The organism is Pseudomonas sp. 22526 (genome assembly GCF_052044735.1).
GTDB classification, from domain to species: domain Bacteria; phylum Pseudomonadota; class Gammaproteobacteria; order Pseudomonadales; family Pseudomonadaceae; genus Aquipseudomonas; species Aquipseudomonas piscium.
Genome location: NZ_JBQENK010000006.1, coordinates 245,651 through 267,286 on the forward strand (window position 1 = coordinate 245,651; position 21,636 = coordinate 267,286).

21 protein-coding genes are annotated in these 21,636 nt (G+C 63.5%); 12 read left to right on the forward strand and 9 right to left on the reverse strand.

Going from position 1 to position 21,636, the window contains the following annotated elements:
- The first annotated feature begins 153 nt into the window (after window positions 1-153).
- A complete protein-coding gene (locus ACTJKT_RS11665) occupies window positions 154-384 on the forward strand; it encodes a VF530 family DNA-binding protein (protein WP_007923118.1) in 231 nt (76 codons plus the stop codon).
- Between the two features lie 9 nt (window positions 385-393).
- Window positions 394-1,053, forward strand: a complete 660-nt coding sequence (locus tag ACTJKT_RS11670) for a Pr6Pr family membrane protein (RefSeq protein WP_440787182.1) — start codon at window positions 394-396, stop codon at window positions 1,051-1,053.
- A gap of 118 nt (window positions 1,054-1,171) precedes the next feature.
- Here the strand turns inward: ACTJKT_RS11670 and ACTJKT_RS11675 are convergent, their stop codons facing one another.
- From ACTJKT_RS11675 to ACTJKT_RS11685, 3 genes are all read right to left on the reverse strand, one after another.
- A complete protein-coding gene (locus ACTJKT_RS11675; RefSeq protein ID WP_440787183.1) occupies window positions 1,172-1,957 on the reverse strand; it encodes a siderophore-interacting protein in 786 nt (261 codons plus the stop codon).
- Window positions 1,954-2,529: a PadR family transcriptional regulator gene (locus tag ACTJKT_RS11680; RefSeq protein ID WP_025806060.1), complete on the reverse strand. Its 576-nt coding sequence runs from the start codon at window positions 2,527-2,529 to the stop codon at window positions 1,954-1,956. Before ACTJKT_RS11680 ends, ACTJKT_RS11675 begins: the two co-directional genes overlap by 4 nt.
- 290 nt (window positions 2,530-2,819) lie before the next feature.
- Window positions 2,820-5,927, reverse strand: coding sequence for a transglycosylase domain-containing protein (locus ACTJKT_RS11685; RefSeq protein WP_440787184.1), 3,108 nt, complete (start codon window positions 5,925-5,927; stop codon window positions 2,820-2,822).
- Between the two features lie 603 nt (window positions 5,928-6,530).
- Between ACTJKT_RS11685 and ACTJKT_RS11690 the strand changes: the two genes are divergently transcribed.
- Complete coding sequence (locus tag ACTJKT_RS11690; protein ID WP_053280708.1) at window positions 6,531-7,952, forward strand: amino acid permease; 1,422 nt, start codon at window positions 6,531-6,533, stop codon at window positions 7,950-7,952.
- Window positions 7,953-8,080: 128 nt separating this feature from the next.
- Here ACTJKT_RS11690 and ACTJKT_RS11695 read toward each other — a convergent pair whose 3' ends face one another.
- Window positions 8,081-8,680 carry a hypothetical protein gene (locus ACTJKT_RS11695; RefSeq protein ID WP_440787185.1) on the reverse strand — a complete coding sequence of 200 codons (600 nt, stop codon included), beginning with the start codon at window positions 8,678-8,680 and terminating at the stop codon, window positions 8,081-8,083.
- 10 nt (window positions 8,681-8,690) lie between these two features.
- Window positions 8,691-9,287 carry a papain-like cysteine protease family protein gene (locus ACTJKT_RS11700; RefSeq protein ID WP_097304903.1) on the reverse strand — a complete coding sequence of 199 codons (597 nt, stop codon included), beginning with the start codon at window positions 9,285-9,287 and terminating at the stop codon, window positions 8,691-8,693.
- A 370-nt stretch (window positions 9,288-9,657) separates the two neighbouring features.
- On the opposite strand from ACTJKT_RS11700, the gene ACTJKT_RS11705 reads away from it, so the two are divergent.
- Genes ACTJKT_RS11705 through ACTJKT_RS11715 form a run of 3 tightly spaced genes read left to right on the forward strand, consistent with a single transcriptional unit; the run spans window position 9,658 to window position 12,480 of the window.
- Window positions 9,658-10,032, forward strand: coding sequence for a GtrA family protein (locus ACTJKT_RS11705; protein WP_440787186.1), 375 nt, complete (start codon window positions 9,658-9,660; stop codon window positions 10,030-10,032).
- Window positions 10,029-10,970: a glycosyltransferase family 2 protein gene (locus ACTJKT_RS11710; protein WP_025806053.1), complete on the forward strand. Its 942-nt coding sequence runs from the start codon at window positions 10,029-10,031 to the stop codon at window positions 10,968-10,970. Before ACTJKT_RS11705 ends, ACTJKT_RS11710 begins: the two co-directional genes overlap by 4 nt.
- Window position 10,971: 1 nt before the next feature.
- Window positions 10,972-12,480, forward strand: a complete 1,509-nt coding sequence (locus tag ACTJKT_RS11715) for a glucosyltransferase domain-containing protein (protein WP_440787187.1) — start codon at window positions 10,972-10,974, stop codon at window positions 12,478-12,480.
- A gap of 22 nt (window positions 12,481-12,502) precedes the next feature.
- Here ACTJKT_RS11715 and ACTJKT_RS11720 read toward each other — a convergent pair whose 3' ends face one another.
- The 3 genes from ACTJKT_RS11720 to ACTJKT_RS11730 form a co-directional block, all read right to left on the reverse strand.
- On the reverse strand, window positions 12,503-12,787 hold the full coding sequence (locus ACTJKT_RS11720; protein ID WP_023967088.1) for a putative quinol monooxygenase: 285 nt from the start codon (window positions 12,785-12,787) through the stop codon (window positions 12,503-12,505).
- 68 nt (window positions 12,788-12,855) lie between these two features.
- A complete protein-coding gene (locus ACTJKT_RS11725) occupies window positions 12,856-14,475 on the reverse strand; it encodes an FMN-binding glutamate synthase family protein (RefSeq protein WP_097304899.1) in 1,620 nt (539 codons plus the stop codon).
- A gap of 129 nt (window positions 14,476-14,604) precedes the next feature.
- A complete protein-coding gene (locus ACTJKT_RS11730) occupies window positions 14,605-15,405 on the reverse strand; it encodes a response regulator transcription factor (protein ID WP_440787188.1) in 801 nt (266 codons plus the stop codon).
- A gap of 228 nt (window positions 15,406-15,633) precedes the next feature.
- Here ACTJKT_RS11730 and ACTJKT_RS11735 point away from each other — a divergent pair, with 228 nt between their 5' ends.
- The 5 genes from ACTJKT_RS11735 to ACTJKT_RS11755 all read left to right on the forward strand — a co-directional run bounded on the left by ACTJKT_RS11735 (window position 15,634) and on the right by ACTJKT_RS11755 (window position 18,137).
- The gene (locus tag ACTJKT_RS11735) at window positions 15,634-15,906 is read left to right on the forward strand and encodes a type B 50S ribosomal protein L31 (protein ID WP_009045397.1); all 273 of its coding nucleotides are present in this window, start codon (window positions 15,634-15,636) and stop codon (window positions 15,904-15,906) included.
- A gap of 237 nt (window positions 15,907-16,143) precedes the next feature.
- Complete coding sequence (locus ACTJKT_RS11740) at window positions 16,144-16,578, forward strand: NUDIX hydrolase (RefSeq protein ID WP_226303561.1); 435 nt, start codon at window positions 16,144-16,146, stop codon at window positions 16,576-16,578.
- 27 nt (window positions 16,579-16,605) lie between these two features.
- Window positions 16,606-17,244: a LysE family translocator gene (locus ACTJKT_RS11745; protein WP_025806043.1), complete on the forward strand. Its 639-nt coding sequence runs from the start codon at window positions 16,606-16,608 to the stop codon at window positions 17,242-17,244.
- A 15-nt stretch (window positions 17,245-17,259) separates the two neighbouring features.
- Window positions 17,260-17,625 (forward strand): nuclear transport factor 2 family protein, encoded by a 366-nt coding sequence (locus ACTJKT_RS11750; RefSeq protein ID WP_440787189.1) that lies wholly within the window; start codon window positions 17,260-17,262, stop codon window positions 17,623-17,625.
- A 2-nt stretch (window positions 17,626-17,627) separates the two neighbouring features.
- Window positions 17,628-18,137, forward strand: coding sequence for a GNAT family N-acetyltransferase (locus tag ACTJKT_RS11755; protein WP_025806040.1), 510 nt, complete (start codon window positions 17,628-17,630; stop codon window positions 18,135-18,137).
- A 147-nt stretch (window positions 18,138-18,284) separates the two neighbouring features.
- Here ACTJKT_RS11755 and metR read toward each other — a convergent pair whose 3' ends face one another.
- Window positions 18,285-19,202: a transcriptional regulator MetR gene (metR, locus tag ACTJKT_RS11760; RefSeq protein ID WP_009050584.1), complete on the reverse strand. Its 918-nt coding sequence runs from the start codon at window positions 19,200-19,202 to the stop codon at window positions 18,285-18,287.
- 108 nt (window positions 19,203-19,310) lie between these two features.
- Between metR and metE the strand changes: the two genes are divergently transcribed.
- Entirely contained in the window at window positions 19,311-21,623 is a 2,313-nt protein-coding gene (gene metE / locus ACTJKT_RS11765) for a 5-methyltetrahydropteroyltriglutamate--homocysteine S-methyltransferase (protein ID WP_440787190.1), read from the forward strand.
- Window positions 21,624-21,636: the final 13 nt, after the last annotated feature.

The following is a 21,636-nucleotide window of genomic DNA, read 5'->3' on the forward strand; positions in this document are numbered from 1 at the left end:
GGCGCCTGCATCGCGGGCAAGCCTCGCTCCTACGGGTTCACCGGCGCGCGGGATCTCACCTACAGTTACTCAAGATCCGCACCCACCCTTCCACGGGGACGAAGCCTCGGCTAAGGTGCGCGACTTCCTTTTTCTCTCGCTCAAAGGCCCGGCATGACTGCAACGAACAACGACCCGCTGCACGGCGTCACCCTGGAACAGATCCTCAAGGCGCTGGTGGAACACTACGAATGGCAGGGGTTGGCCGAGCGCATCGATATCCGTTGCTTCAAGAGCGACCCGAGCATCAAGTCGAGCCTGACCTTTCTGCGCAAGACGCCCTGGGCGCGGGAGAAAGTCGAGCAGCTGTACGTGAAATTGCAGCGCACCAAACGCCCGCTCTAAGGACCTTCGATGGCTGTCGAGCCGGTTTTTCCTTCAGGCGGCAAACGGCTGTTCACCGCATTGGCCGCGTTGCTCAGCTGGGCGGGGCTGACGATCCAGCTGTACCTGATCCTCCATCTGCGCTGGACGGTGGACGCCAGCCTGCTGGGCGGGCTGATCAATTTTTTCAGTTTCTTCACCGTGCTCACCAACACCCTGGTGGCGGTGGTGCTGACCTGTGCCCTGAACCTGCGCAGCTCCCGCGGGCAGCGGTTTTTTCTGCAACCCTGGGTCAGCAGCGGTATTGCGGTCAGCATTCTGGTAGTGGGGCTGGCGTACAGCCTGTTGCTGCGTCACCTGTGGCATCCCCAGGGCTGGCAGTGGGTGGCGGACGAGTTGCTGCATGACGTGATGCCGCTGCTGTTTCTCGTCTACTGGTGGTGCTGCGTGCCCAAGGGCCGCCTGGGGCTGCGGCATGTCGCCGGGTGGATGCTTTACCCGCTGCTGTACTTCGCCTATGTCCTGCTGCGCGGGCATGTGCTGGGGTTGTACCCCTATCCTTTTGTCGACGTGGACAAGCTGGGCTATGCGCAGGCGTTCGTGAATGCGCTGGGGATTCTGGCGGGGTTTGTGCTGGTGGCGCTGGGGATTGTCGGGCTGGATCGTTGGTTGGGGCGTCGCCGGGTTTGATTGGGCGGTGACGGGAAGGGCGTCATCGCGGGCAAGCCTCGCTCCTACAGGATTGCGCTTGTCTGTAGGAGCGGCCGGTCGACGCTCGATTGCCCGCGATAGGCGGTAAAGCCGCCGTTTATTCTTCTTCGCTGCTGTCCAGGCGCCAATAACCGGCGGCCTTCACGAACTCGTCGTCGAGTCGGTGCTCGTCCAGCAGCACCCGGCGAATCTGCCGCGAGACTTTGCTTTCCGTGGCCACCCAGGCGTACAGCTTGCCGCTCGGCATCTGTAGCCCGCGCACGGTGCTGATCAGGTCCTGCTGGCCGCCGTCGCGCTCGACCCAGATCACCTCGACCTGCGCCGCGCTCTCCAGCACCTGCCGCTCGGCCGCATCCTGGATCTCGATCACCGCCAGTACCCGGCGCCCGGCCGGCAGTTCTTCCAGGCGCCGGGCAATGGCTGGCAGCGCGGTTTCGTCGCCGATCAGCAGGTAGCTGTCGAAGATGTCCGGCACGATCATCGAGCCGCGAGGCCCGCCGATATGCAGGAACTGGCCGGGCTTGGCCTGCTCGGCCCAGGTCGAGGCAGGGCCGTCGCCGTGCAGGACAAAGTCGATCTCCAGTTCACCGATGTCCAGGTCGTAGCGCCGTGGCGTGTAGTCGCGCATGGCCGGCATCACGCCGTTGTCCTTGCCCGGGCCCAGTACCAGGGTTTCCAGGGCGGCCTGCTGTTCGGCGTTCTGTGGGAACAGCAGCTTGATATGGTCGTCGCTGCCCAGGCTGATGAAGCCGGCGAGTTCCGGCCCGCCCAGGGTGATGCGGCGCATGCGCGGGGTCAGGTCCACCACCCGCAGCACTTCCAGGCGGCGGCGTTTGATTTCGTGGCTGACCCGATGAATCGATAGCGAATTGTCTGCGCTCATTCAGCTGACTCCTGAGCAGAAGGGGTGGCCGGGCCGTCGACGATGGCGCGGGCGGTGTTGTTCAGCAGGTCGCGGACCCGCAGGATTTCTTGCGGGTTCCAGCGGCCGTGGTGCATCTGCAGGGCGTGGCGCAGGTTGTGCACCGCCTCGTGGATTTCCGCCGGGCGATCATGGCCGCGCAGCGAGCGCTTGCTGACGTCGATGCGCATGCGCACGCCGTCCAGGGCAATCGCCTGGTCCTGTAATGACAGACGACCGGCCTCGGTCACGCTGTAGCGTTTTTTCCCGCCTTCGGCGTCGCCGCTGATCAATTCGCTTTCTTCGAGGAAGGTCAGGGTCGGGTAGATCACGCCCGGGCTGGGGCTGTAGGCGCCATCGAACATGCCTTCGATCTGGCGGATCAGGTCATAGCCGTGGCACGGCTGCTCGGCGATCAGCGCCAGCAACAGCAGCTTCAGGTCGCCGGGGGCGAAGACTCGCGGGCCGCGGCCGCCGCGTTCGCGCCCGGGGCGTTTTTCGAAACCGTCGTGGCCGTCGCCGTACTCGCGGTGGGGGTGGTGATGTTCTCTCATTTTCTCTTTCTCCTGCTTGGTTAAGACATAACTTAAGATATATCTTAAAAACTGCGCAAGTATTTCTGCGCCAGACAGGCCAGCCGTTGGTCGGAGAATCAATGTGAGGGGTATGGCTGTAGCCGCTGCCGAGCGCAGTGAGGCTGCGATCGGTCGCGAAGCGGCCGCAAACCGGGCAACCGCGTTTCGGCAGCTACAACGGCGGTGGCTGGTTTTGCGAGGACTGCGTCCTCGAGCGCAGCCTCGCGGGCTCGGCAGCGGCTACAGGCGGCTATGGGCGGGGGGACGTTTCAGCGTTGGGCCAGGCTGCCCAGGCATTGGGTGTTGCTGTCCGGTTGCAGGTACGGCGTGAGGATCGGCGCCATGCCCTTGAGCACCTGGACCGGCAAGGCCGAGGTGAACTTGAAGCCTTGGGCCGAGGCGCCCGGCACATAGGCGGTCAGGGTGCCGAAGTGGTGTTCGCCGATATAGAACACGAAGGTGGCGGTGCGGTTGATGGATTTCGAACTGAGAATCCGCCCGCCGGAGCCGATGGCCTCGATGCGGTTGTCGCCGGTGCCGGTCTTGCCGCCCATGGCCAGCGGGGTGCCGTCGGCCAGCTTGAAGCTGCCGGAGAGGCGCTTGGCGGTACCGGCGTCCACCACTTGCGACAGGGCACCGCGCAGCGCGGTGGCCACTTCCGAAGGCATCACCCGCTTGCCCTCGGCCGGGTCGTTGATCAGCTTGGTTTCATAAGGCGTATCGGCGGCGAAATGCAGGCTGTCGATGCGCAGGGTCGGCATGCGCACGCCGTCGTTGAGGATGGTGCCGACCAGTTCGGCCAGCGCCGCGGGACGATCGCCGGAACTGCCGATGGCGGTCGCCAGCGAGGGCACCAGGTGGTCAAAGGGGTAGCCGACTTTCTGCCAGCGCTGGTGAATGTCGAGGAACGCCTCGATCTCCAGCATGGTGCGGATGCGGCTGTCCCGCGCGCTCTTGTGCCGGCTCTTGAACAGCCAGCTGTAGACCTCCTGGCGTTCGAACTCGCTGGCCTTGACGATCTGGCTGAACTTGGCGTCGGGGTTGTTCAGCAGGTAGCCGAGCAGCCACAGGTCCAGCGGGTGCACCTTGGCGATATAGCCCTGGTCGGGCAGGTCGTAGGAGCCGGGGCCGTAGCTGTAGTAGAGCTTGTCCAGGCGCTCGTCGGTGAGTTTCTCCGTGAGCTTGGCGCCCTTGAGGTGCGAGCGAATGAAACTGTTGAAGCTCTCCTGGCTGGCTTCCGGCAGCAGGTAGCGGTGCACGGCGGCCAGGCGGATCGGCGTCGGGTGCATGCTGTCGAGGAAGGTGTCCAGGCGTGCCTGGGTGTCCTTGTTGCGGTACTTCTTCCAGAACCGCAGGAGGAAGGAGGTGCCCTCGCGGTCGGCGAACTTGGCCAGGTATTCCTGGCGTCGCGGGTCGCCGTCATCCTTGAGCAGGTTGGCGCTGTTGCTCGGGCCGGCGTAGGTGCTGTAGCGCACCAGGTCGCGCATCAGGCGGATGAAGGGCAGGTTGATCGATTCGCGCAGGGCATCGCGCAGGGTCGGCATGCGGCCGTTGTCTTCCTTGCGGAAGTTATGAAAGGTGTGCAGCCCGCCGCCGGTGAAAAAACTCTCGCCGGGGCTGGCCGAGTATTTGCGGTCCAGGGCCGCCTCGAGCATTTTCGGCAGGCTGCGGTCGTTGTTCTGGATCAGGTAGTCCACGGCCCAGCGGCTCAGGCGGTCCTGTTCGGCGATCTCGACTTTCTTCAGCACCGCCGGGGTTTCGGCGCCGTACTGCTCATAGAGTTCGGCAATGATCTGCAGGTAGGTGGTCAGGACCCTTAGCTTGGCGGTGGAGCCCAACTCCAGCTTGCTGCCTTCGTTGATGTCGAAGGGCTGGTCGGTGCTGTCGGTCTGGACCCGTACCCGCGAACCGTCCGGCGTCAGTTCCAGCAGGGTGAAGCTGTAGCGCACCTGGGTAGTGCTGGTAGGGGTCAGCAGGCGTTCGCCGAGCAGGCCGATCTCGGCGGCGAACACCGGGTCGGCCAGGTGCTTGAGGTACTCGGTGGCCTGGCGCTGCAGCTCGCTTTGCAGGGTGCTGGTGGCGGACAGGTCGAGACGGTCGAGGTCGTACAGCGGCCGGTTGAGCAGGCCGGCCAGGCGGCTGCGGGCGACGCTGATGCCCTTGTTGGTTTCGATCGGCTGGATCGTCGGTTGCTGCACCCAGTCGCGGAAGCTGGCCTTGCTGGCCAGGGCGGCGGCCGACAGCGGCGGGTCGATCACACCGCTCTGGGTCAGGATGCGGATATGGCTGTCGGTGAGTTCGATCAGCTCCTGGCGACCTTTGGACAGGTAATGCGAAGGCCGGCGCTGGGCGATCATCAACGACAGCACCTGGCGCAGGGCCAGGCCGCGTTGTGCCAGGCTCTGCGGATCGCTGGCGGTGCTCGCCAGCTGCGCGTTGACCTGGGCGAAGTCGGCGCCGTACCAGACCCGCAGCCCTTCGGCCATGCCATGCACTTCACCGTGGCCGGGCACCGCCGACAGCGGCACGCTGTTGAGGTAGTCGCGGATGATCCGACGCCGGGCCTCTAGAGTCTGCTGGCCGCCCTGGTAGGCGCGCACGCTGGCGGAAATCATCTGCCGGATCTTTTCCGCACCGGACACGGTCAGGCCGTCCGGCGAGTGCCGGTACTTTTCCAGCTGGGTCGCCAGGGTACTGCCGCCCGCCGTCTGCCCGGGCAGGTGCAGGAGCTTGGCCACTTGCGACCAGGCGGCCTTGCCAAAGCGCGGCCAGTCCACCGCCGGGTTGGCCAGGGGCTGGTCGGGGTCGAGCAATTCGCGGTTCTCGATGAACAGCAGGCTGCGCACCATCACCGGCGGGATGGCGGCAAAGTTCGAATAGAGCTGCTGCGGGTACTTGAATTGATAGAGCGGCGCCGCGCGGCAATCGGTGATCGACAGCCCGGCCTGAATCTTCTCGGTATAGGGGACGAAGAAGCCGTTTTCGCTGTAGTTCATCAACGCGGGGGAGAAGCGGGTCTGGGCCTCTACCACGTAACCGCGCTTGAGCAGGCGCGCCAGGAAATCATCCAGGGCGCTGTAGCCCAGGCGTTTGTCGAAGGGGCCGGCGCCGGGGTAGACGATGGCATCGCTGGGCCCGGGCGCCATGGAATAGTTCAGGTCCGTGGCAAACTTGCTGAGCTCGCGCGCCTGCAGTTTCGAGGTGCGCATTTCCTTGGACGCAGCAAAGCCCAGGGCGATCAGTGCCATGAGCAGCAATAGCCAGAACAGCCGCCACCAAAGCCGGCTTGAATGGGATTTTTCAGGGATAGGCGCTTCTTCCACGCGATCAGTTGGCACTACTTTTTTACTCGAATCGGTCTGCCGTAAAGCACCCATAGTCGACTGATCCATTCACGCAGATTGATCGGACTTGTCTGAAGCTTAGACGGTGGCGGGCAATGGTGAAAAATTTGTGATCGGCCTGAAAGCATTCATCAGTTACCTGCCGTTTCCGCTGCAGGGGGACTTGCTCGTGGCTTGAGGTGCCGCCATTGCGAGCAAGCTTCGCTCCTACAGGTTTTGTGGGGGGCATGGATTGTCGGCAGGCGTCAGATCGCTTCGGCAGGTGTTCGGATGCAGGCGGGAGAGGGGCGAGATAGAGCCGTTACGACCGGTAAATACGCCCTAGGTAGGGGCATGACGCTGCACCATGGCTGTGCAATACTCGGCGCCGTTCAAAAATGACAAATGGCAAAAAATCCAGGTGATGCCACTTCGCAAAACCGGAAAATACCGAGACTTCTCTCTGAATTTAGCTGTTTATAGAGTGAAAAAGCCTGTCGTCAGCTTTTTATACTGCACGCCCCACTGATCTTGCAGGATTTGTCCTACAAGACGTATCGGCCCACAAGGTCGATCCGATCTGGTTGGTACGGGTTATCCGTCCGTGCCTTACAGACTCGGTGGCTCATATCCAATAACAAGATGAGGTTGTACCCCATGCCAGTTGGCAACCACCTGCCCCAAGGCGAGACCGCTCAAGGCGGCCCGCTGAAACGCGAACTCGGCGAACGGCATATTCGCTTGATGGCGCTCGGCGCCTGTATCGGTGTCGGCCTGTTCCTCGGTTCGGCCAAGGCCATCGAAATGGCCGGCCCGGCCATCATGCTGTCCTACATCCTCGGCGGCCTGGCGATCCTGGTGATCATGCGCGCCCTCGGCGAGATGGCCGTGCATAACCCGGTCGCGGGTTCCTTCAGCCGTTACGCGCAAGACTACCTGGGCCCGCTGGCGGGCTTCCTCACTGGCTGGAACTACTGGTTCCTGTGGCTGGTGACCTGCGTCGCGGAAATCACCGCGGTGGCGGTGTACATGGGTATCTGGTTCCCCGATGTGCCGCGCTGGATCTGGGCCCTGGCGGCCCTGGTGAGCATGGGTTCGATCAACCTGATCGCGGTCAAGGCTTTCGGTGAGTTCGAGTTCTGGTTCGCCCTGATCAAGATCGTCACCATCATCGCCATGGTCATCGGCGGCGTCGGCATCATCGCCTTCGGTTTCGGCAATGACGGCGTGGCGCTGGGCATCTCCAACCTGTGGACCCACGGCGGTTTCATGCCCAACGGCATGACCGGCGTGCTGATGTCCCTGCAGATGGTGATGTTCGCCTACCTGGGCGTGGAGATGATCGGCCTCACCGCCGGCGAAGCGAAGAACCCGCAGAAGACCATTCCCAACGCCATCGGCTCGGTGTTCTGGCGCATCCTGCTGTTCTATGTGGGCGCGTTGTTCGTGATCCTGTCGATCTACCCCTGGAACGAAATCGGCACCCAGGGCAGCCCGTTCGTGATGACCTTCGAGCGCCTGGGCATCAAGACCGCCGCCGGCATCATCAACTTCGTGGTGATCACCGCCGCGCTGTCGTCCTGCAACGGTGGCATCTTCAGCACCGGGCGCATGCTCTACAGCCTGGCGCAGAACGGCCAGGCCCCGGCCGGTTTCGCCAAGACCTCGAACAACGGCGTACCGCGTCGCGCGCTGCTGCTGTCGATCTTCGCCTTGCTGCTGGGTGTGCTGCTGAACTACCTGGTACCGGAGAAAGTGTTCGTCTGGGTGACGTCCATCGCCACCTTCGGCGCGATCTGGACCTGGGTGATGATCCTCCTGGCCCAGCTCAAGTTCCGCAAAGGCCTGAGCGCCTCGGAACGTGCCGGCCTGAAATACCGCATGTGGCTGTACCCGGTCAGTTCCTACCTGGCCCTGGCGTTCCTGGTACTGGTGGTGGGGCTGATGGCCTACTTCCCGGACACCCGCGTGGCGCTGTATGTGGGCCCGGCGTTCCTGGTGCTGCTGACGGTGCTGTTCTACCTGTTCAAGCTGCAACCGAACAATGCCCAACAGGGCGCGGTGCGTTCGGTGTCGTAACCCCGGCAGGCGATAAAACAAAAAGCCCCGGTCAGTGACCGGGGCTTTTTTATGCGGGCGATCTTGCTGCGGCTCCAGGTTTCAGTGTTGCAACCACCTGTTCACCGCAGCTCGATCGCCGTACACGGTCAGCTCCCCAACAGCCCTGTGGTGTCCGCGTCGAACGCGGCTTTCGCTTGCTGGGCGGCAGGCGCCAGCAGGGCCAGCAACGCGGCCTCGCTGTACAGCTTGGTGCTCGCCAGGCGCTTGGGCGTCGGCTCGATCGGGATCAGCACGTCTTCATCGCTGGCGTGCAGCCAGATCGCCACCACCTGCAGCGCCGAGACGAACAGCACACGCAGTTCAAAGGTCCGGCCTTTGAGGTGCGGCGCCTTTTCCGCCAGGTTCAGCGCATTGACCGTGGCCGACGCCAGGGCGCCGTGGTTCAGGGACGAGAACTCGACCTGGCCAGCGACTTCCGTCAGTTGGGCGTCGGCAATCGATACCCCGTCGCTGAACACCAGGTAATGCCAGTCCCCCAGCGTGGCCTGTTGCAGGCCTTTGCCCTGGGCCAGGTCTTCCAGGCTCAGCGAGTAGCCGCGGTAGGGCTCGGACAGGCTCACTTTGCTGGCCGTGGCCTGGGCGAACTGGCGGTTGACGCCGAAGCCTTTGCTCTGCAGGGCGGCCTGGAGAGCCGGGCGCAGTACCTGAGCGCCGTTGGCGGGTGCCTTGGGATAAGTCAGTTGCATGCTGCCCTCCTTAGTTTTTCCGGGTGAAGTAAGTGTGGGTCCAGTTGCCGCCGCCGTTGTACGAGCGGGGGAAGCTGTTCAGGGCACGGGTCGAATAACCGTAGATGGAGTCCGCAATCAGCAGGTAGCTGCCGTTGGTGCCATAGATCGCCAGAAAGTGCGCGCCGCCGCCAAACCAGGCACAGCGCAGGCCAACGGGGCGTCCCATGTTGATCTGGTTGTCGATGGCCGACAGTTGGATCGAACCCTGGCTCATGCCAGCAAAGCTGCGGGTGGTTTGCAGGGCCGAGTCCAGGTAGCCGTACACGTTGCAGGGTCCCGGCTGGTTGCAGCAGGAATTGCGGCCCAGTTCGGCGTTGGCGACCCCGCATTGAGTCCAGGAACCGGTGCGGTAATAGTTGCCGACCGAGGCCGACAGTGCGGCCCAGCACCAGTTGGTCTGGGTTTGCTGCTGAATGCTGAAGTTGAGGCTGGCGGCCAGGGCGGCGTGTTCCGCGCTGTCGTCGACTTCGCTCAGTCCGGCGTCGAGCAGGGTGCCGACCAGGCACTGTGGCAGTGCTTCGGCAGGACCTGTGCGGGTGAATGGTGTGTCTTCGAGAGTTAACATTTTCATCCTCCATGAGTAAAAACAAGCGTCCAGCTTGTGTCGTTGTTGCATGTTGCGATGAAGCGTCTTTCGAAACCGCGAACCGGCTTGAAAGGTTCGCCATCCTCGATGGCCTGCTCCGGTCGGGTTCAGAAGTAACCTTAGTTGGTATATGCATTTGTGCAAATAAAATTATGCATCAATGCAATTTGTTGGCAGCAAGCTGCCTGGTGATGGGATGCCTGGGAGGAGGGCTTGCACGACAACGGCCCATGCGGGCCGGCTTGGATGCCGCACGTCTGAAAGACTGCTGGATCAGTGATTTCGCCAATCGATGGGCAAAAAAACCTGCCATACAGGTTGAGCAACATTCAATGCGGGAGTGTCACCAATGAGACTCTTATGGAAGGGAATCTCCAGATACACGGTGATCGGCATCGCCAACACCTTTATCCACTGGCTGGTGTTCTTCTTGCTGAGCCTGGCGGCGGGCCTCAGCCAGGCGCTCAGCAACCTGGCGGCCTTTTGCGTCGCGGCGTCGTTTTCTTTCTATATGAATGCGCGTTTCACCTTCGCCGCCAAGGTGTCGGTCGGCGGCTATCTGCTGTTTCTGGGGGGCATGGGCGCGCTGAGCCTGGGCGTCGGACATGCCGGGGACCTGTGGCGGCTGCCCGGCCTGCTGACGGTGCTGGTGTTTTCCGCCCTGAGCCTGGTGGCAGGGTTTCTGTTCGCCAAGTACCTGGTGTTTCGCGAGTGTGAGCCATGAAGATCTCGCTGATCGTTCCGGTCTTCAATGAAGAGCAGGCCATCGGCCTGTTCTATCAGGCGGTGCGTCGCGAGTTGCGCTTCGAGCAGGGCGAGGTCGAGATCGTGTTTATCAACGACGGCAGTTCCGACCGCACGGCCGAGGAGGTCAAGGCCCTGGCGCAGATGGACGAACAGGTGCTGCTGATCAACTTCTCGCGCAATTTCGGCAAGGAGCCGGCGTTGTTCGCCGGGCTGGAACACGCCACTGGCGATGCGGTGATTCCCATGGACGTCGACCTGCAGGACCCGATCAGCGTTATCCCGCGGCTGATCGAGGAGTGGCAGAAGGGCGCCGATGTGGTGCTCGCCAAACGCCGCGGGCGCGCCGCCGACAGTTACCTGAGGCGCTGCAGCGCGGCGCTGTTCTACCACCTGCTGAACCGTATCGCCTACACCCGGATCGAGGAAAACGTCGGCGACTTCCGGCTCATGGATCGCAAGGTGGTCGATGTGATCCGCACCCTGCCCGAGCATCAGCTGTTCATGAAGGGCGTGCTGTCGTGGGCCGGCTTCACCACGGTGGTGGTGGAGTACGAGCGCGCCGGGCGGGTGGCGGGCAACAGCAAGTTCAATGGCTGGAAGCTGTGGAACCTGGCGTTGGAAGGCATCACCTCGTTCAGCACCGTGCCGTTGCGGTTGTGGACCTACGTCGGTGGCGGCATCTCGATTTTTGCCGTGCTCTACGCGGTGTACATGGTCCTGGACAAGATTTTCTTCGGCAACAGCGTGCCCGGCTACCCTTCGTTGATGACCGCCATTCTGTTTCTCGGCGGCGTGCAGTTGATCGGCATCGGTATCCTCGGCGAGTACGTCGGCCGTATCTATATCGAAGCCAAGCATCGGCCGCGCTACGTGATCAAGGACGTCATTGGCGGCAAAGACCGCCTGGGGCTCTAGCATGGACAGAATGGGCAGCTTGCTCAGTGGGGAACTCGGACGCCGCCAGGTCTGGCTGTTTTTTCTGTTCGCCACCTTGTTGTACGTGCTGCCGCTGATCCTCGCGGACTTTCCCTATATCGATGACAACTGGCGCTCGCTGTCGGCCGGCACCGCCTGGACGGAGCAGGGACGACTGTTTGCCGAGCTGTTCTACAACGTCCTGACCTTCAGCAATGCTGCGCCGAACATCTTTCCCTTGCCGCTGCTGATCGCCACGCTCGCCATGGCTTGGGCACTGACCAGCCTGACCTTCCACTACTACTCGCAGCCGACGGCGGCCTGCTGCCTGGTGCTGTTGCCGCTCTGGTACAACCCCTTCTTTCTGCAGAACCTGTCCTATCAATACGACGGCCCGGCCATGGCCCTGAGCCTGGTGGCGGTGATCTACGCCATCACCTATCGCAACCCGTACCGCGTACTGCAATGGCTGGTGCCGGCCTTGCTGGTCGCGCTGGCCATCGGGCTGTATCAGATCAGCATCAATGTGTTCCTGGGCCTGTGCTGCCTGGAGGTGATCCGCGGCGCCAATGACAAGGCCGCCTGGCCGCGCTGGTGGGAAATGATCGGCTGGAAGATCGCCCAGGCAGCCCTGGGCTGGATGATCTATTGCATCACCGCCTACCCCTTCATGGAACAGACCCGCACCCTGCTGCTGAACTGGTCGGCGCAGCCCATGCTGCAACTGCAGGTCAACATCGGCAGGGTGCTGGAAAAAGTCGTGCTGCTGTTTCACGGCGGGTTCGCCTGGGTGTTCGCCGCGCTGGCGCTGTGCGCCCTTGTCGGTTGCGTGCGGCTGGCGGCGAACCTGTTCAAGCGGCCGGACAGCGGCCTGAAAAAGCTCGTGATGGCTCTGGTCTGCCTGCTGACATTGCCGCTGGTGATCTTGCTGGTGTCGGGGATCGCGCTGTTTTTCCGCGACTTCAATGAAGGCGCCCGGACCTTGATGGGCTTCGCGATGCTGTTGGTGCTGCTGTTCTATCTGAGCCACCTGGCGTTGGCGAGGCTCCATGAGCGCTTGCCGCTGCTGCTGATGGTACCGCTGCTGGCGATGCTGTCGCTGTCGTTCGCCTATGGCCGGGTGCTGACGATGCAGAAAACCCTGGTGGCCAGCGCACTGTCGAGCCTTGAACGCGACATCACCAGCCACCAGCAGCTGCGCGAGGCCAAGCGCATCTATATGTCGGTGACCTATTCCGATCACTGGCTGCTGGCGGCCGCAGGCTCGTTCAAGCAGATGCCGGTGCTGCACTACCTGCTGAACATCGACTTCTTCATGCTGGCCGAGAACCTGCCCAAGGTGGGCATCACCAACGTGGTCGCGGAACGGGGGCGGCGCAATGCGACCCTGGTCGGTTACCAGGGCTATCCACCGCTGGTGGACAGCCGCTACTACCGGATCTACCTGCTGGGGGACTACGGTTTTATCGTCATGAAGGAGCCGGCGCCGATCAAGAGTTTGCACTGGTGAGGCGCTGGCCTTATCCGCTGGATCAGAACTGATCCATCAGCAGCACACGGCATTCCCTGGCCTGGAAGGCGTTGATCTGCGGCACCAGGCGGGTGAAGTGTTCGGTCTGGCAATGGGCCTTGAGCGCCGCGCGGTCTGGCCATTGTTCGATAAAGATGAAGTGCCCCGGGTCTTGCTGGTCGACGAACAGGTCGTAGGCGATGCAGTCCGGTTCCTGGCGGGTTTTCTCCACCAGTTCGGCGTACCAGGGGCGCACGGTGTCGAGGTGTTCGGGTTTGATGAAGTCTTCGGCGATGACTTTGAGCACGGATTTGCGTCCTTTGCATATCGATGAGTAACGCCCCACCGCAAGGGCGGGGCGTCGGGTGTGGCTGGTCAGGCCGCGGCTTCGCGGTTCGGCTCGAAGCTGTCGGCGCGCGCCAGTTGCCACATCCGCGAATAGAACTCGCCGGTGACCGCGCCGGTGAGCAGTTCGCCGGGCTTGAGGAACACATGCAGCTGCGAGAACAGCTTGATCTCGGTGGCCGACATGCGCCGCACCAGGTGCCTGGCTTCCAGTTGCGACGGGTGATTCAAGCCGGCGGCGGCGAGCATTTCGGCCAGGGCCTTGAGGGTGTTGCGGTGGAAACTGAACACCCGTTGCGCCTTGTCCGGCACCACCAGCGCCCGCTGGCGCAGGTTGTCCTGGGTGGCGACGCCGGTCGGGCATTTGTTGGTGTGGCAGCTTTGCGACTGGATGCAGCCGATGGCGAACATGAAGCCGCGCGCCGAGTTGGCCCAGTCGGCGCCGATGGCCAGCACGCTGGCGATGTCGAAGGCGCTGACGATCTTGCCGCTGGCGCCGAGCTTGATCTTGTCGCGCAGGTTCAGGCCCACCAGGGTGTTGTGCACGAACAGCAGGCCTTCGCGCATCGGCGCGCCAATGTGGTCGGTGAACTCCACCGGTGCCGCGCCGGTGCCGCCTTCCTTGCCGTCGACCACGATGAAGTCGGGGAGGATGCCGGTTTCCAGCATGGCCTTGGCGATGCCCATGAACTCCCACGGGTGGCCGAGGCAGAACTTGAAGCCCACGGGCTTGCCGCCGGACAGCTCACGCAGCTGCTGGATGAAATGCATCATTTCGATCGGCGTGGAAAAGGCGCTGTGGCTCGAGGGCGAGATGCAGTCCTCGCCCATGCGCACGCCGCGGGTGTCGGCGATTTCCTGGGTCACCTTGTGCTTGGGCAGGATGCCGCCGTGGCCAGGCTTGGCGCCCTGGCTCATCTTGATTTCGATCATCCGCACCTGCGGGTTCTGCGCCTGCTGGGCAAAACGCTCCGGGTCGAAATGGCCGTCGCTGGTGCGGCAACCGAAATAGCCGCTGCCCAGTTCCCAGGTCAGGTCGCCACCGTTTTCCCGATGGTAGGGGCTGATGCTGCCTTCGCCAGTGTCATGGGCGAAGTTGCCGAGCTTGGCGCCCTGGTTGAGGGCACGGATGGCGTTGGCGCTGAGGGAGCCGAAGCTCATGGCCGAGATGTTGAACACCGAGGCCGAGTAGGGTTGCTTGCACTGCGGGCCGCCGACCGTGACACGGAAGGTGCTCGGGTCGCTCAGGGGCGCGGGGCGCATGGAGTGGCCGATGAATTCGAAACCCGACTGATAGACGTCGATCAGGGTGCCGAACGGCTTGTCGGCGCTTTCGTTCTTGGCCCGGGAATAGACCAGCGAACGCTGGGCCCGGGAGAAGGGCAGGGCCTCGCTGTCGGACTCCAGCAGGTACTGGCGGATTTCCGGGCGGATGCCTTCCACCAGGTAGCGGATATTGCCCAGGATCGGGTAGTTGCGGCGTACCGCGTGGGGGCTTTGCAGCAGGTCGAAAATGCCCAGCAGGCTGAGCAGGGCGGTTACCAGGGTGATTGGCCAGAGCCAGTCATGTTCGAGAAAGGGCAAGCTGGCGAGGGTGAAAATCACGCAGGCAGCAAAGAAGGCGTAGCGGCTCAGGAGGGACAGGCTCATACGGTTTCCTTGGTTCGGACTCTATAGATTTCGTTTTTGGGTACTCATTCTTCTTGTGTGGCCAACGATCTTGTTGTTGTAGAGAACGGCCGTGGCGCATCGGCTGTGCGCTTATGACCGCTTCAGGCATCAGGCATTCTGCGCCTGGAGAAAAATCGAAAACAGCTCGGACTGGGACTTGATGCCCAGCTTGCCGTAGATGTGTTTCTTATGGACTTTCACGGTTTCGGCAGAGATTTGCAGCTTACGAGCGATCTCCTTGCCGGAGCAACCGCTGAGCATCAGGTGCCCGACCTCCAGCTCGCGGGCGGTCAATTGCGTGCCCTTGAGCCGTTGCAGCGAATCTTCCAGGCGATTGCGCCAGTTGCCGCCCGGGTTCGGCGTGCCGACGCCCGGCTGTTCCAGCGGTTCATGGGCCAGGCGCTGACGCAGCAGGCTGACCACCCAGGGCTGGATCAATGACAGCAGGGCGAGTTGCGGCGGAGTGAAACGCTGCCGGGCACCCAAGGACAGGCACAGGGTGCGTTCGCCGTCGAGCTGGCAATTGAAGTGGACCTCGTCGGCCACCAGGTTCAGGCGAAAGTAGCGCTGGTAGTACTCGGTGCGCTCGAAGTCTTCGGGCGCCACTTCGGCCAGGTGATAGAGGCCGGTCCCCGGCTGTTCGCGGCTGGCGAGGTAGAAGGGGTCGAGCAGGTACAGGCCGTTGAGGTAGTCCTGGAACAGCTGGTCGGGGCTGCCGTCCGCCCCCGGGCATTCGGCGAACACCCGCGGTGCCTGTTCGTTACAAAAAAGCAGCGCGACCCAGCTGTCGAAGCCCAGGTACTGCTCCAGCTGGCGCACCAGCAGGGTCCAGAAGTTCGGCCGGTCGAGGGCGTCGATCAGTTGGCCGACGCTGCGGTGCCAGGCGATGTCTTCCAGCGAGAGGGTCATGGATTCTGCCTTTTTCGGATTGCGCCGACGCCCGATCAGCGGTCGGTTGCTGTTGCGCATACTGGCGCCGGGACCTGCCGTGGGCAAGCCTGAACGTCTGGAGCCGGGCGTTGCCGAGGGGCGATAGAGGATTTGCAGCTTTTCTTATTGCAACTGGTTCTCGTTTATAGGATTGAATAATGTTACTGTGTAACGTATTGCAGCCTTAGCTATCCCCTGGAGACTCCCATGAAAGCCAATATCCATCCCGCCTACCGCACCGTGCTGTTCCACGACACCGCCGCCGACGTGTACTTCCTGATCGGTTCCACCGTGGACACCGACCGCACCCAGCGCCACAGCGATGGCAACACCTATCCCTATGTCACCCTCGACGTCTCCAGCGCCTCGCACCCGGTCTACACCGGCCAGCAGCGCAAGACCCAGTCCGAAGGCCGGATCGCCGGCTTCAACAAGCGTTTCGCTTCTTTCGGTTCGTCCGGCAAGACCGGCAACGCTTGAAGGCCCCGGCCCTTGCCGCGCACCTGCTCGTTCCTGCATCCCTGTGGGAGCGAGCTGCATCCTCTCGTCCAATCCCTTCTCTATTTCAGCCAGTCCATGGAAGGCCTGGGCGGCACCCGCTTTGTCCCGCCGCCCGAGGCGCCGGGTGTATGGAAAAAACAGCGGCCGACTGTGTCGTGACGCCGCCTCGCCAGTCATGGGATCCTTGCCGCCTCGCGTAATAGATCCAGGTTTTTCATGACTCTTTCAAGCGCCACATCCCCCCTTATCCGTATCGCCGCGGCCCTGCTGATCGGCCCCGACGGCCGTACCCTGCTGGTGCGCAAGCGCGGCACCCAGGCCTTCATGCAGCCGGGCGGCAAGATCGAGCCGAGCGAGTTGCCGGCCCAGGCCCTGGCCCGTGAACTGGAAGAAGAACTCGGGCTGCGGATCGATCCGGCCGACGCCCGTTACCTGGGACGTTTTTCCGCCCCGGCGGCCAACGAGCCGGGTTTTGTGGTCGAGGCCGAGTTGTTCCGCCTCGATCTGGACACCGACGAGGTACAGCCCGCGGCGGAAATCGAGGAGGTTCGCTGGATCGATCCGCAGGTTGCCGACGAGCTCACCCTGGCCCCATTGACACGCGACCTGATCTTGCCGTTTTATCGCGCCTCGCAACTGGCCTCGGCCTGATTTTTCAAGGACAAAGGATTGCCCATCATGATTCCCCTTCACGACATGTTGATCTTCATCGCCGCAGCGCTGCTGATGGTGCTGACCCCCGGCCCCAACATGATCTACCTGATCTCCCGTTCGATCTGCCAGGGCCGCCGGGCAGGCGTGACCTCGCTGGTCGGCGTGGTGGCCGGTTTCTTCGTCCATCTGTTCGCCGCGGCGATCGGCCTGACCGCGGTCTTCATGGCGGTGCCGGTGGCCTATGAAGTGCTCAAGTGGGTCGGCGCCCTGTACCTGATGTGGCTGGCCTGGCAGGCCCTGAAGCCGGGCGCGCGTTCGCCGTTCGAGGCGCAGCAACTGCCGCCGGACTCGTCGCGCAAGCTGATCCTGATGGGCTTTCTCACCAGCGCCCTGAACCCGAAGATTGCGGTGTTCTACCTCTCGGTCTTTCCCCAGTTCATCAGCCCGGAACACGGTTCGGTGTTTATCCAGAGCATCATCCTCGGCCTGACCCAGATCAGCGTGAGCTTCAGCGTCAACCTGCTGATCGCACTGTTCGCTTCGGGAATCGCCGCCTGGTTCGTGCACAACCCGCTGTGGCTGGCGACCCAACGTTATTTCATGGGCTTCGTGCTGGCCGGGCTGGCGGTGCGTCTGCTGCTGGAACAACGCCAGACGGCTTGATCGGGAGTCGATTCGATGAGTGATGATCTTTCTGCGCAGGCTGTGGCCCAGCGCCAGCTCGAAGCCTATGACCGGCGCGACCTGGAGGCCTGGCTGGCGACCTATGCCGAGGACGCTCGCCAGTACGGGCATCCGGCGACGCTGCTGGCCAGCGGTCACGCCGAGATCCGCGCCCGGGCGGTCGAGCGTTTCCAGGAGCCGAACCTGCATGCCAGGCTGCTTTCGCGAGCGGTGATGGGCCAGGTGGTGATCGACCATGAAATGGTCACCCGGACGTTCGCCGAAGGCCCCGGCACCCTGGAAACCGTGGCGATCTATGAAGTAGAGGCGGGGCGGATCAAGACTGCCTCGTTCACCACCGGGCCCAGGACCCTCGACTGAACATGTCCATCCAGCGCCTCGATGCCAGTCACGCCGCCGCCTACCGTGCGCTGATGCTCGAAGCCTACGAGCGCCATCCGCAGGCCTTTACTTCCAGCGTCGCCGAACGCGCGGCGATGCCCCTGAGTTGGTGGGAGTCGCGGCTGAGCAGCCCGCTGGACCTGTTGCTGGGGGCTTTCGAGGGCGGCGAGCTGGTGGGCATCGTCGGGCTGGCGTTCGAGGTCCGGGAAAAAGCCCGGCACAAGGCCACGCTGTTCGGCCTGTATGTGGCGCAGCCTTATCGCCACAGCGGCCTGGGCTACCGGCTGGTCCAGGCGCTGCTGCAGGAGGCGCGCCAACGCCCCGGGGTGCGGCTGGTGCAACTGACGGTCACCGCCGGCAACGAGGCCGCCCTGGTGCTGTACCAGCGCTGCGGTTTCGTCCAGTTCGGCCTGGAGCCGCTGGCGGTGCGGGTGGGCGTCGAGTATTTCGACAAGCTTCACCTGTGGCGTGAAGTCATCTCCCCCCTCTGAACTCCGCTATCCCCTGTAGGAGCGAGCTTGCTCGCGATAAACCCGAGAGCGCCGCGATGCGCCAGAAACACCGCTCAAGGTTGACGATTATCCTGAGTCATCGAGCGTCGACCCGCTGTTCCGACAGATACAGACGGCCGCCGCCCTTCAACGCACCGCGCTGACCCCGTCCAGGGTCGAGAACGAGGTGTCCTTGGCGGTCAGCAGGAAGTCGCGCATATAGGGCGCATCCAGCATGTCGGCGCGGATCGCCGCGTACAGCGTGGCGAACAGGCCTTTTTCCCCCAGGCGCTTGGCCTTCACATAACCCCGCGAGCTGTATTCATGCAGCGCCCAGTGGGGCATGCCGCACACGCCACGGCCGCTGGCCACCAGCTGCATCATCATCACCGTCAGCTCCGAGGTGCGGACCTGGGCCGGCTCGATGTCGGCCGGTTCCAGGAAGCGGGTGAAGATATCCAGGCGGTCGCGCTCCACCGGGTAGGTGATCAGGGTTTCGCTGAGCAGGTCTTCCGGAACTATGTAGGGCTTGCTGGCCAGGCGATGCTGGTTGGCCACTGCGAGCATCGCCTCGTAGGTGAACAGCGGCACGTAGGTGATGCCCGCCAGTTCCACCGGGTCGGAGGTCACCACCAGGTCCAGGTCGCCGCGGGCCAGGGCCGGCAGCGGGGCGAAGGAGAAACCCGAGGCCAAATCCAGCTCGACTTCCGGCCAGGCGTCGCGGAACTGGTCGATGGTCGGCATCAGCCACTGGAAGCAGCTGTGGCATTCGATGGCCATGTGCAGACGGCCTGCGGTGCCGCCGGCCAGGCGGGAGATGTCCCGCTCGGCGGCGCGCAGCAACGGCAGGGTGGCGTCCGCCAGTTGCAGCAGGCGCAGGCCGGCGCTGGTGAAGCGCACCGGCTTGGTCTTGCGCACGAACAGCGGCATGCCCATGCGCTCTTCCAGTTCCTTGAACTGGTGGGACAGGGCGGACTGGGTCAGGTGCAGGCGTTCGGCGGCTTCGACCAGGCTGTCGGCTTCGCGCAGGGCGTGCAGGGTCTTCAGGTGACGGATTTCGAGCACCAGGGTCTCCATGAATGAATTTTGTGATCAACACGAAAAGGTTGAGTTTGTCTCATGTTGTCCTGGCTGTCGACAATAGCGCCATCTTTTACAGGGAGGAACCCACCCATGGCCTTGGCCCACACCCTTGGTTTTCCGCGCATCGGCGCCGACCGCGAACTGAAAAAAGCCCTCGAATCCTACTGGAAGGGCGACCTCGACCGGCAGGCGCTGCAAGACGTCGGACGCCAGCTGCGGGCCAGGCACTGGCAGCTGCAAAAGGACGCCGGCATCGACCTGCTGCCGGTGGGCGACTTTGCCTGGTACGACCAGGTGCTGACTCACTCGCTGACCTTCGGCGTGGTTCCCGAGCGCTTCGCCAGCAGCCAGGACGCCCAGGGCCAGCCGACCCTCGACACCCTGTTCGCCATGGCCCGCGGTGCCTCGGCTGGCTGCTGTGGCGGCGAGCACGGCAAGACCCAGTACGCCCAGGAACTGACCAAGTGGTTCGACACCAACTACCACTACCTGGTCCCTGAATTCAGCGCCGACCAGTCGTTCAAGCTGAGCTGGGTGCAGCTGTTCGACGAGGTCGACGAAGCCCACGCCCTGGGCCATCGGGTCAAGCCGGTGATCATCGGTCCTTTGACCTACCTGTGGCTGGGCAAGGCCAAGGGCAACGACTTCGACAAGCTCGAACTGCTGGAGCGCCTGCTGCCGGTCTACGGCGAGATCCTCAACCGCCTCAAGGCCCAGGGCGTGGAGTGGGTACAGATCGACGAACCTATCCTGACCCTCGACCTGCCGCAGGAATGGAAGGGCGCCTTCGAGCGGGCCTACCACATCCTCCAGTACTCGCCGCTGAAAAAACTGGTGGCCACCTACTTCAGCGGCCTGCAGGACAACCTCGGGCTGGCCGTCGGCCTGCCGGTGGACGGCCTGCACATCGACGCCGTGCGGGCGCCGGAGCAACTGACCCAGGTGCTCGACCGCCTGCCGACCTACAAGATTCTTTCCGTGGGCCTGGTCAACGGCCGCAACGTCTGGCGTTGCGAGCTGGAGCAGGCGCTGCAGCAACTACAAGCGGCGCAGGAGCGTTTTGGCGACAACCTGTGGGTCAGCAGTTCCTGCTCCCTGCTGCACAGCCCGGTGGACCTGTCCCGGGAAGACCAGCTGGATGCCGAGCTGAAAAGCTGGCTGGCCTTCGCCGTGCAGAAATGCGGCGAGATCTCGGTGCTGCGTGACGCCCTGAACCATCCCCAGGCCCCGGCGGTGCAAGCGGCCCTGGCCGAAAGCCGCCAGGTGCAGGCCAGTCGCGCGCAGTCGCCGCGGATCCACAAGGCCGAGGTCCAGGCGCGGCTCAAGGCGGTCAGCGCCGCCGACAGCCAGCGTCATTCGCCCTTTGCCCAGCGTATTGCCCAGCAGCACGCCCGCTTGAAGTTGCCGGTGTTCCCGACCACCACCATAGGTTCGTTCCCGCAGACCGCCTCGATCCGCCTGGCCCGCCAGGCATTCAAGCAGGGCAAGCTGTCGAACAACGATTACACCGACGCCATGCGCTGCGAAATCCGCCATGCGGTGCAGGTCCAGGAGCGCCTGGGGCTGGACGTGCTGGTGCATGGCGAGGCCGAGCGCAACGACATGGTCGAGTACTTCGCCGAGCAACTGGACGGCTACCTGTTCACCCGCTTCGGCTGGGTCCAGAGCTACGGTTCGCGCTGCGTGAAACCGGCGGTGATCTACGGCGACCTGAGCCGCCCGCAGGCCATGACGGTGGACTGGATCAGTTACGCTCAGAGCCTGACCGACAAGGTGATGAAGGGCATGCTCACCGGGCCTGTGACCATGCTGATGTGGTCCTTCCCCCGCGAGGACGTGTCCCGTGAAGTGCAGGCCCGGCAACTGGCCTTGACCCTGCGCGATGAGGTGGTGGACCTGGAGAAGGCCGGGATCAAGATCGTGCAGATCGACGAAGCGGCGTTCCGCGAAGGCCTGCCGCTGCGCCGGGCGGACTGGCAGCCGTACCTGGACTGGGCGGTGGAAGCCTTCCGCCTGACCGCCTCGGGGGTGCGCGACGACACTCAGATCCACACCCACATGTGCTACAGCGAGTTCAACGACGTGATCCAGGCCATCGCCGCCATGGATGCCGACGTGATCACCATCGAGACCTCGCGTTCGGACATGGAGCTGCTGGAGGCTTTCGAGGCCTTCGACTACCCGAACGACATCGGCCCGGGGGTGTATGACATCCACTCGCCACGGGTGCCGGACACCGCCGAGATGGTCAAGCTGATGAGCAAGGCGGTCCGGCGCATCCCCGCCGAGCGCCTGTGGGTCAACCCGGACTGCGGCCTGAAGACCCGCGCCTGGCCGGAAACCGAAGCCGCCCTGGTCAACATGGTCGCCGCCGCCCGCCAGCTGCGTAACCAGCAGGCCTGATCCCAGCCAACAC

Bases quoted from the DNA above. Each gene is read 5' to 3' on its own strand.
- ACTJKT_RS11675 (WP_440787183.1), bottom strand. From the start codon at position 1,957: ATGAGCGCAGACAATTCGCTATCGATTCATCGGGTCAGCCACGAAATC.
- ACTJKT_RS11750 (WP_440787189.1), top strand. From the start codon at position 17,260: ATGAGTGATGATCTTTCTGCGCAGGCTGTGGCCCAGCGCCAGCTCGAA.
- ACTJKT_RS11730 (WP_440787188.1), bottom strand. From the start codon at position 15,405: ATGACCCTCTCGCTGGAAGACATCGCCTGGCACCGCAGCGTCGGCCAA.
- ACTJKT_RS11680 (WP_025806060.1), bottom strand. From the start codon at position 2,529: ATGAGAGAACATCACCACCCCCACCGCGAGTACGGCGACGGCCACGAC.
- ACTJKT_RS11685 (WP_440787184.1), bottom strand. From the start codon at position 5,927: ATGGGTGCTTTACGGCAGACCGATTCGAGTAAAAAAGTAGTGCCAACT.
- ACTJKT_RS11710 (WP_025806053.1), top strand. From the start codon at position 10,029: ATGAAGATCTCGCTGATCGTTCCGGTCTTCAATGAAGAGCAGGCCATC.
- ACTJKT_RS11690 (WP_053280708.1), top strand. From the start codon at position 6,531: ATGCCAGTTGGCAACCACCTGCCCCAAGGCGAGACCGCTCAAGGCGGC.
- ACTJKT_RS11665 (WP_007923118.1), top strand. From the start codon at position 154: ATGACTGCAACGAACAACGACCCGCTGCACGGCGTCACCCTGGAACAG.
- ACTJKT_RS11715 (WP_440787187.1), top strand. From the start codon at position 10,972: ATGGACAGAATGGGCAGCTTGCTCAGTGGGGAACTCGGACGCCGCCAG.
- ACTJKT_RS11705 (WP_440787186.1), top strand. From the start codon at position 9,658: ATGAGACTCTTATGGAAGGGAATCTCCAGATACACGGTGATCGGCATC.
- ACTJKT_RS11670 (WP_440787182.1), top strand. From the start codon at position 394: ATGGCTGTCGAGCCGGTTTTTCCTTCAGGCGGCAAACGGCTGTTCACC.
- ACTJKT_RS11740 (WP_226303561.1), top strand. From the start codon at position 16,144: ATGACTCTTTCAAGCGCCACATCCCCCCTTATCCGTATCGCCGCGGCC.
- ACTJKT_RS11755 (WP_025806040.1), top strand. From the start codon at position 17,628: ATGTCCATCCAGCGCCTCGATGCCAGTCACGCCGCCGCCTACCGTGCG.
- ACTJKT_RS11745 (WP_025806043.1), top strand. From the start codon at position 16,606: ATGATTCCCCTTCACGACATGTTGATCTTCATCGCCGCAGCGCTGCTG.
- metE (WP_440787190.1), top strand. From the start codon at position 19,311: ATGGCCTTGGCCCACACCCTTGGTTTTCCGCGCATCGGCGCCGACCGC.
- ACTJKT_RS11735 (WP_009045397.1), top strand. From the start codon at position 15,634: ATGAAAGCCAATATCCATCCCGCCTACCGCACCGTGCTGTTCCACGAC.
- ACTJKT_RS11695 (WP_440787185.1), bottom strand. From the start codon at position 8,680: ATGCAACTGACTTATCCCAAGGCACCCGCCAACGGCGCTCAGGTACTG.
- ACTJKT_RS11725 (WP_097304899.1), bottom strand. From the start codon at position 14,475: ATGAGCCTGTCCCTCCTGAGCCGCTACGCCTTCTTTGCTGCCTGCGTG.
- ACTJKT_RS11700 (WP_097304903.1), bottom strand. From the start codon at position 9,287: ATGTTAACTCTCGAAGACACACCATTCACCCGCACAGGTCCTGCCGAA.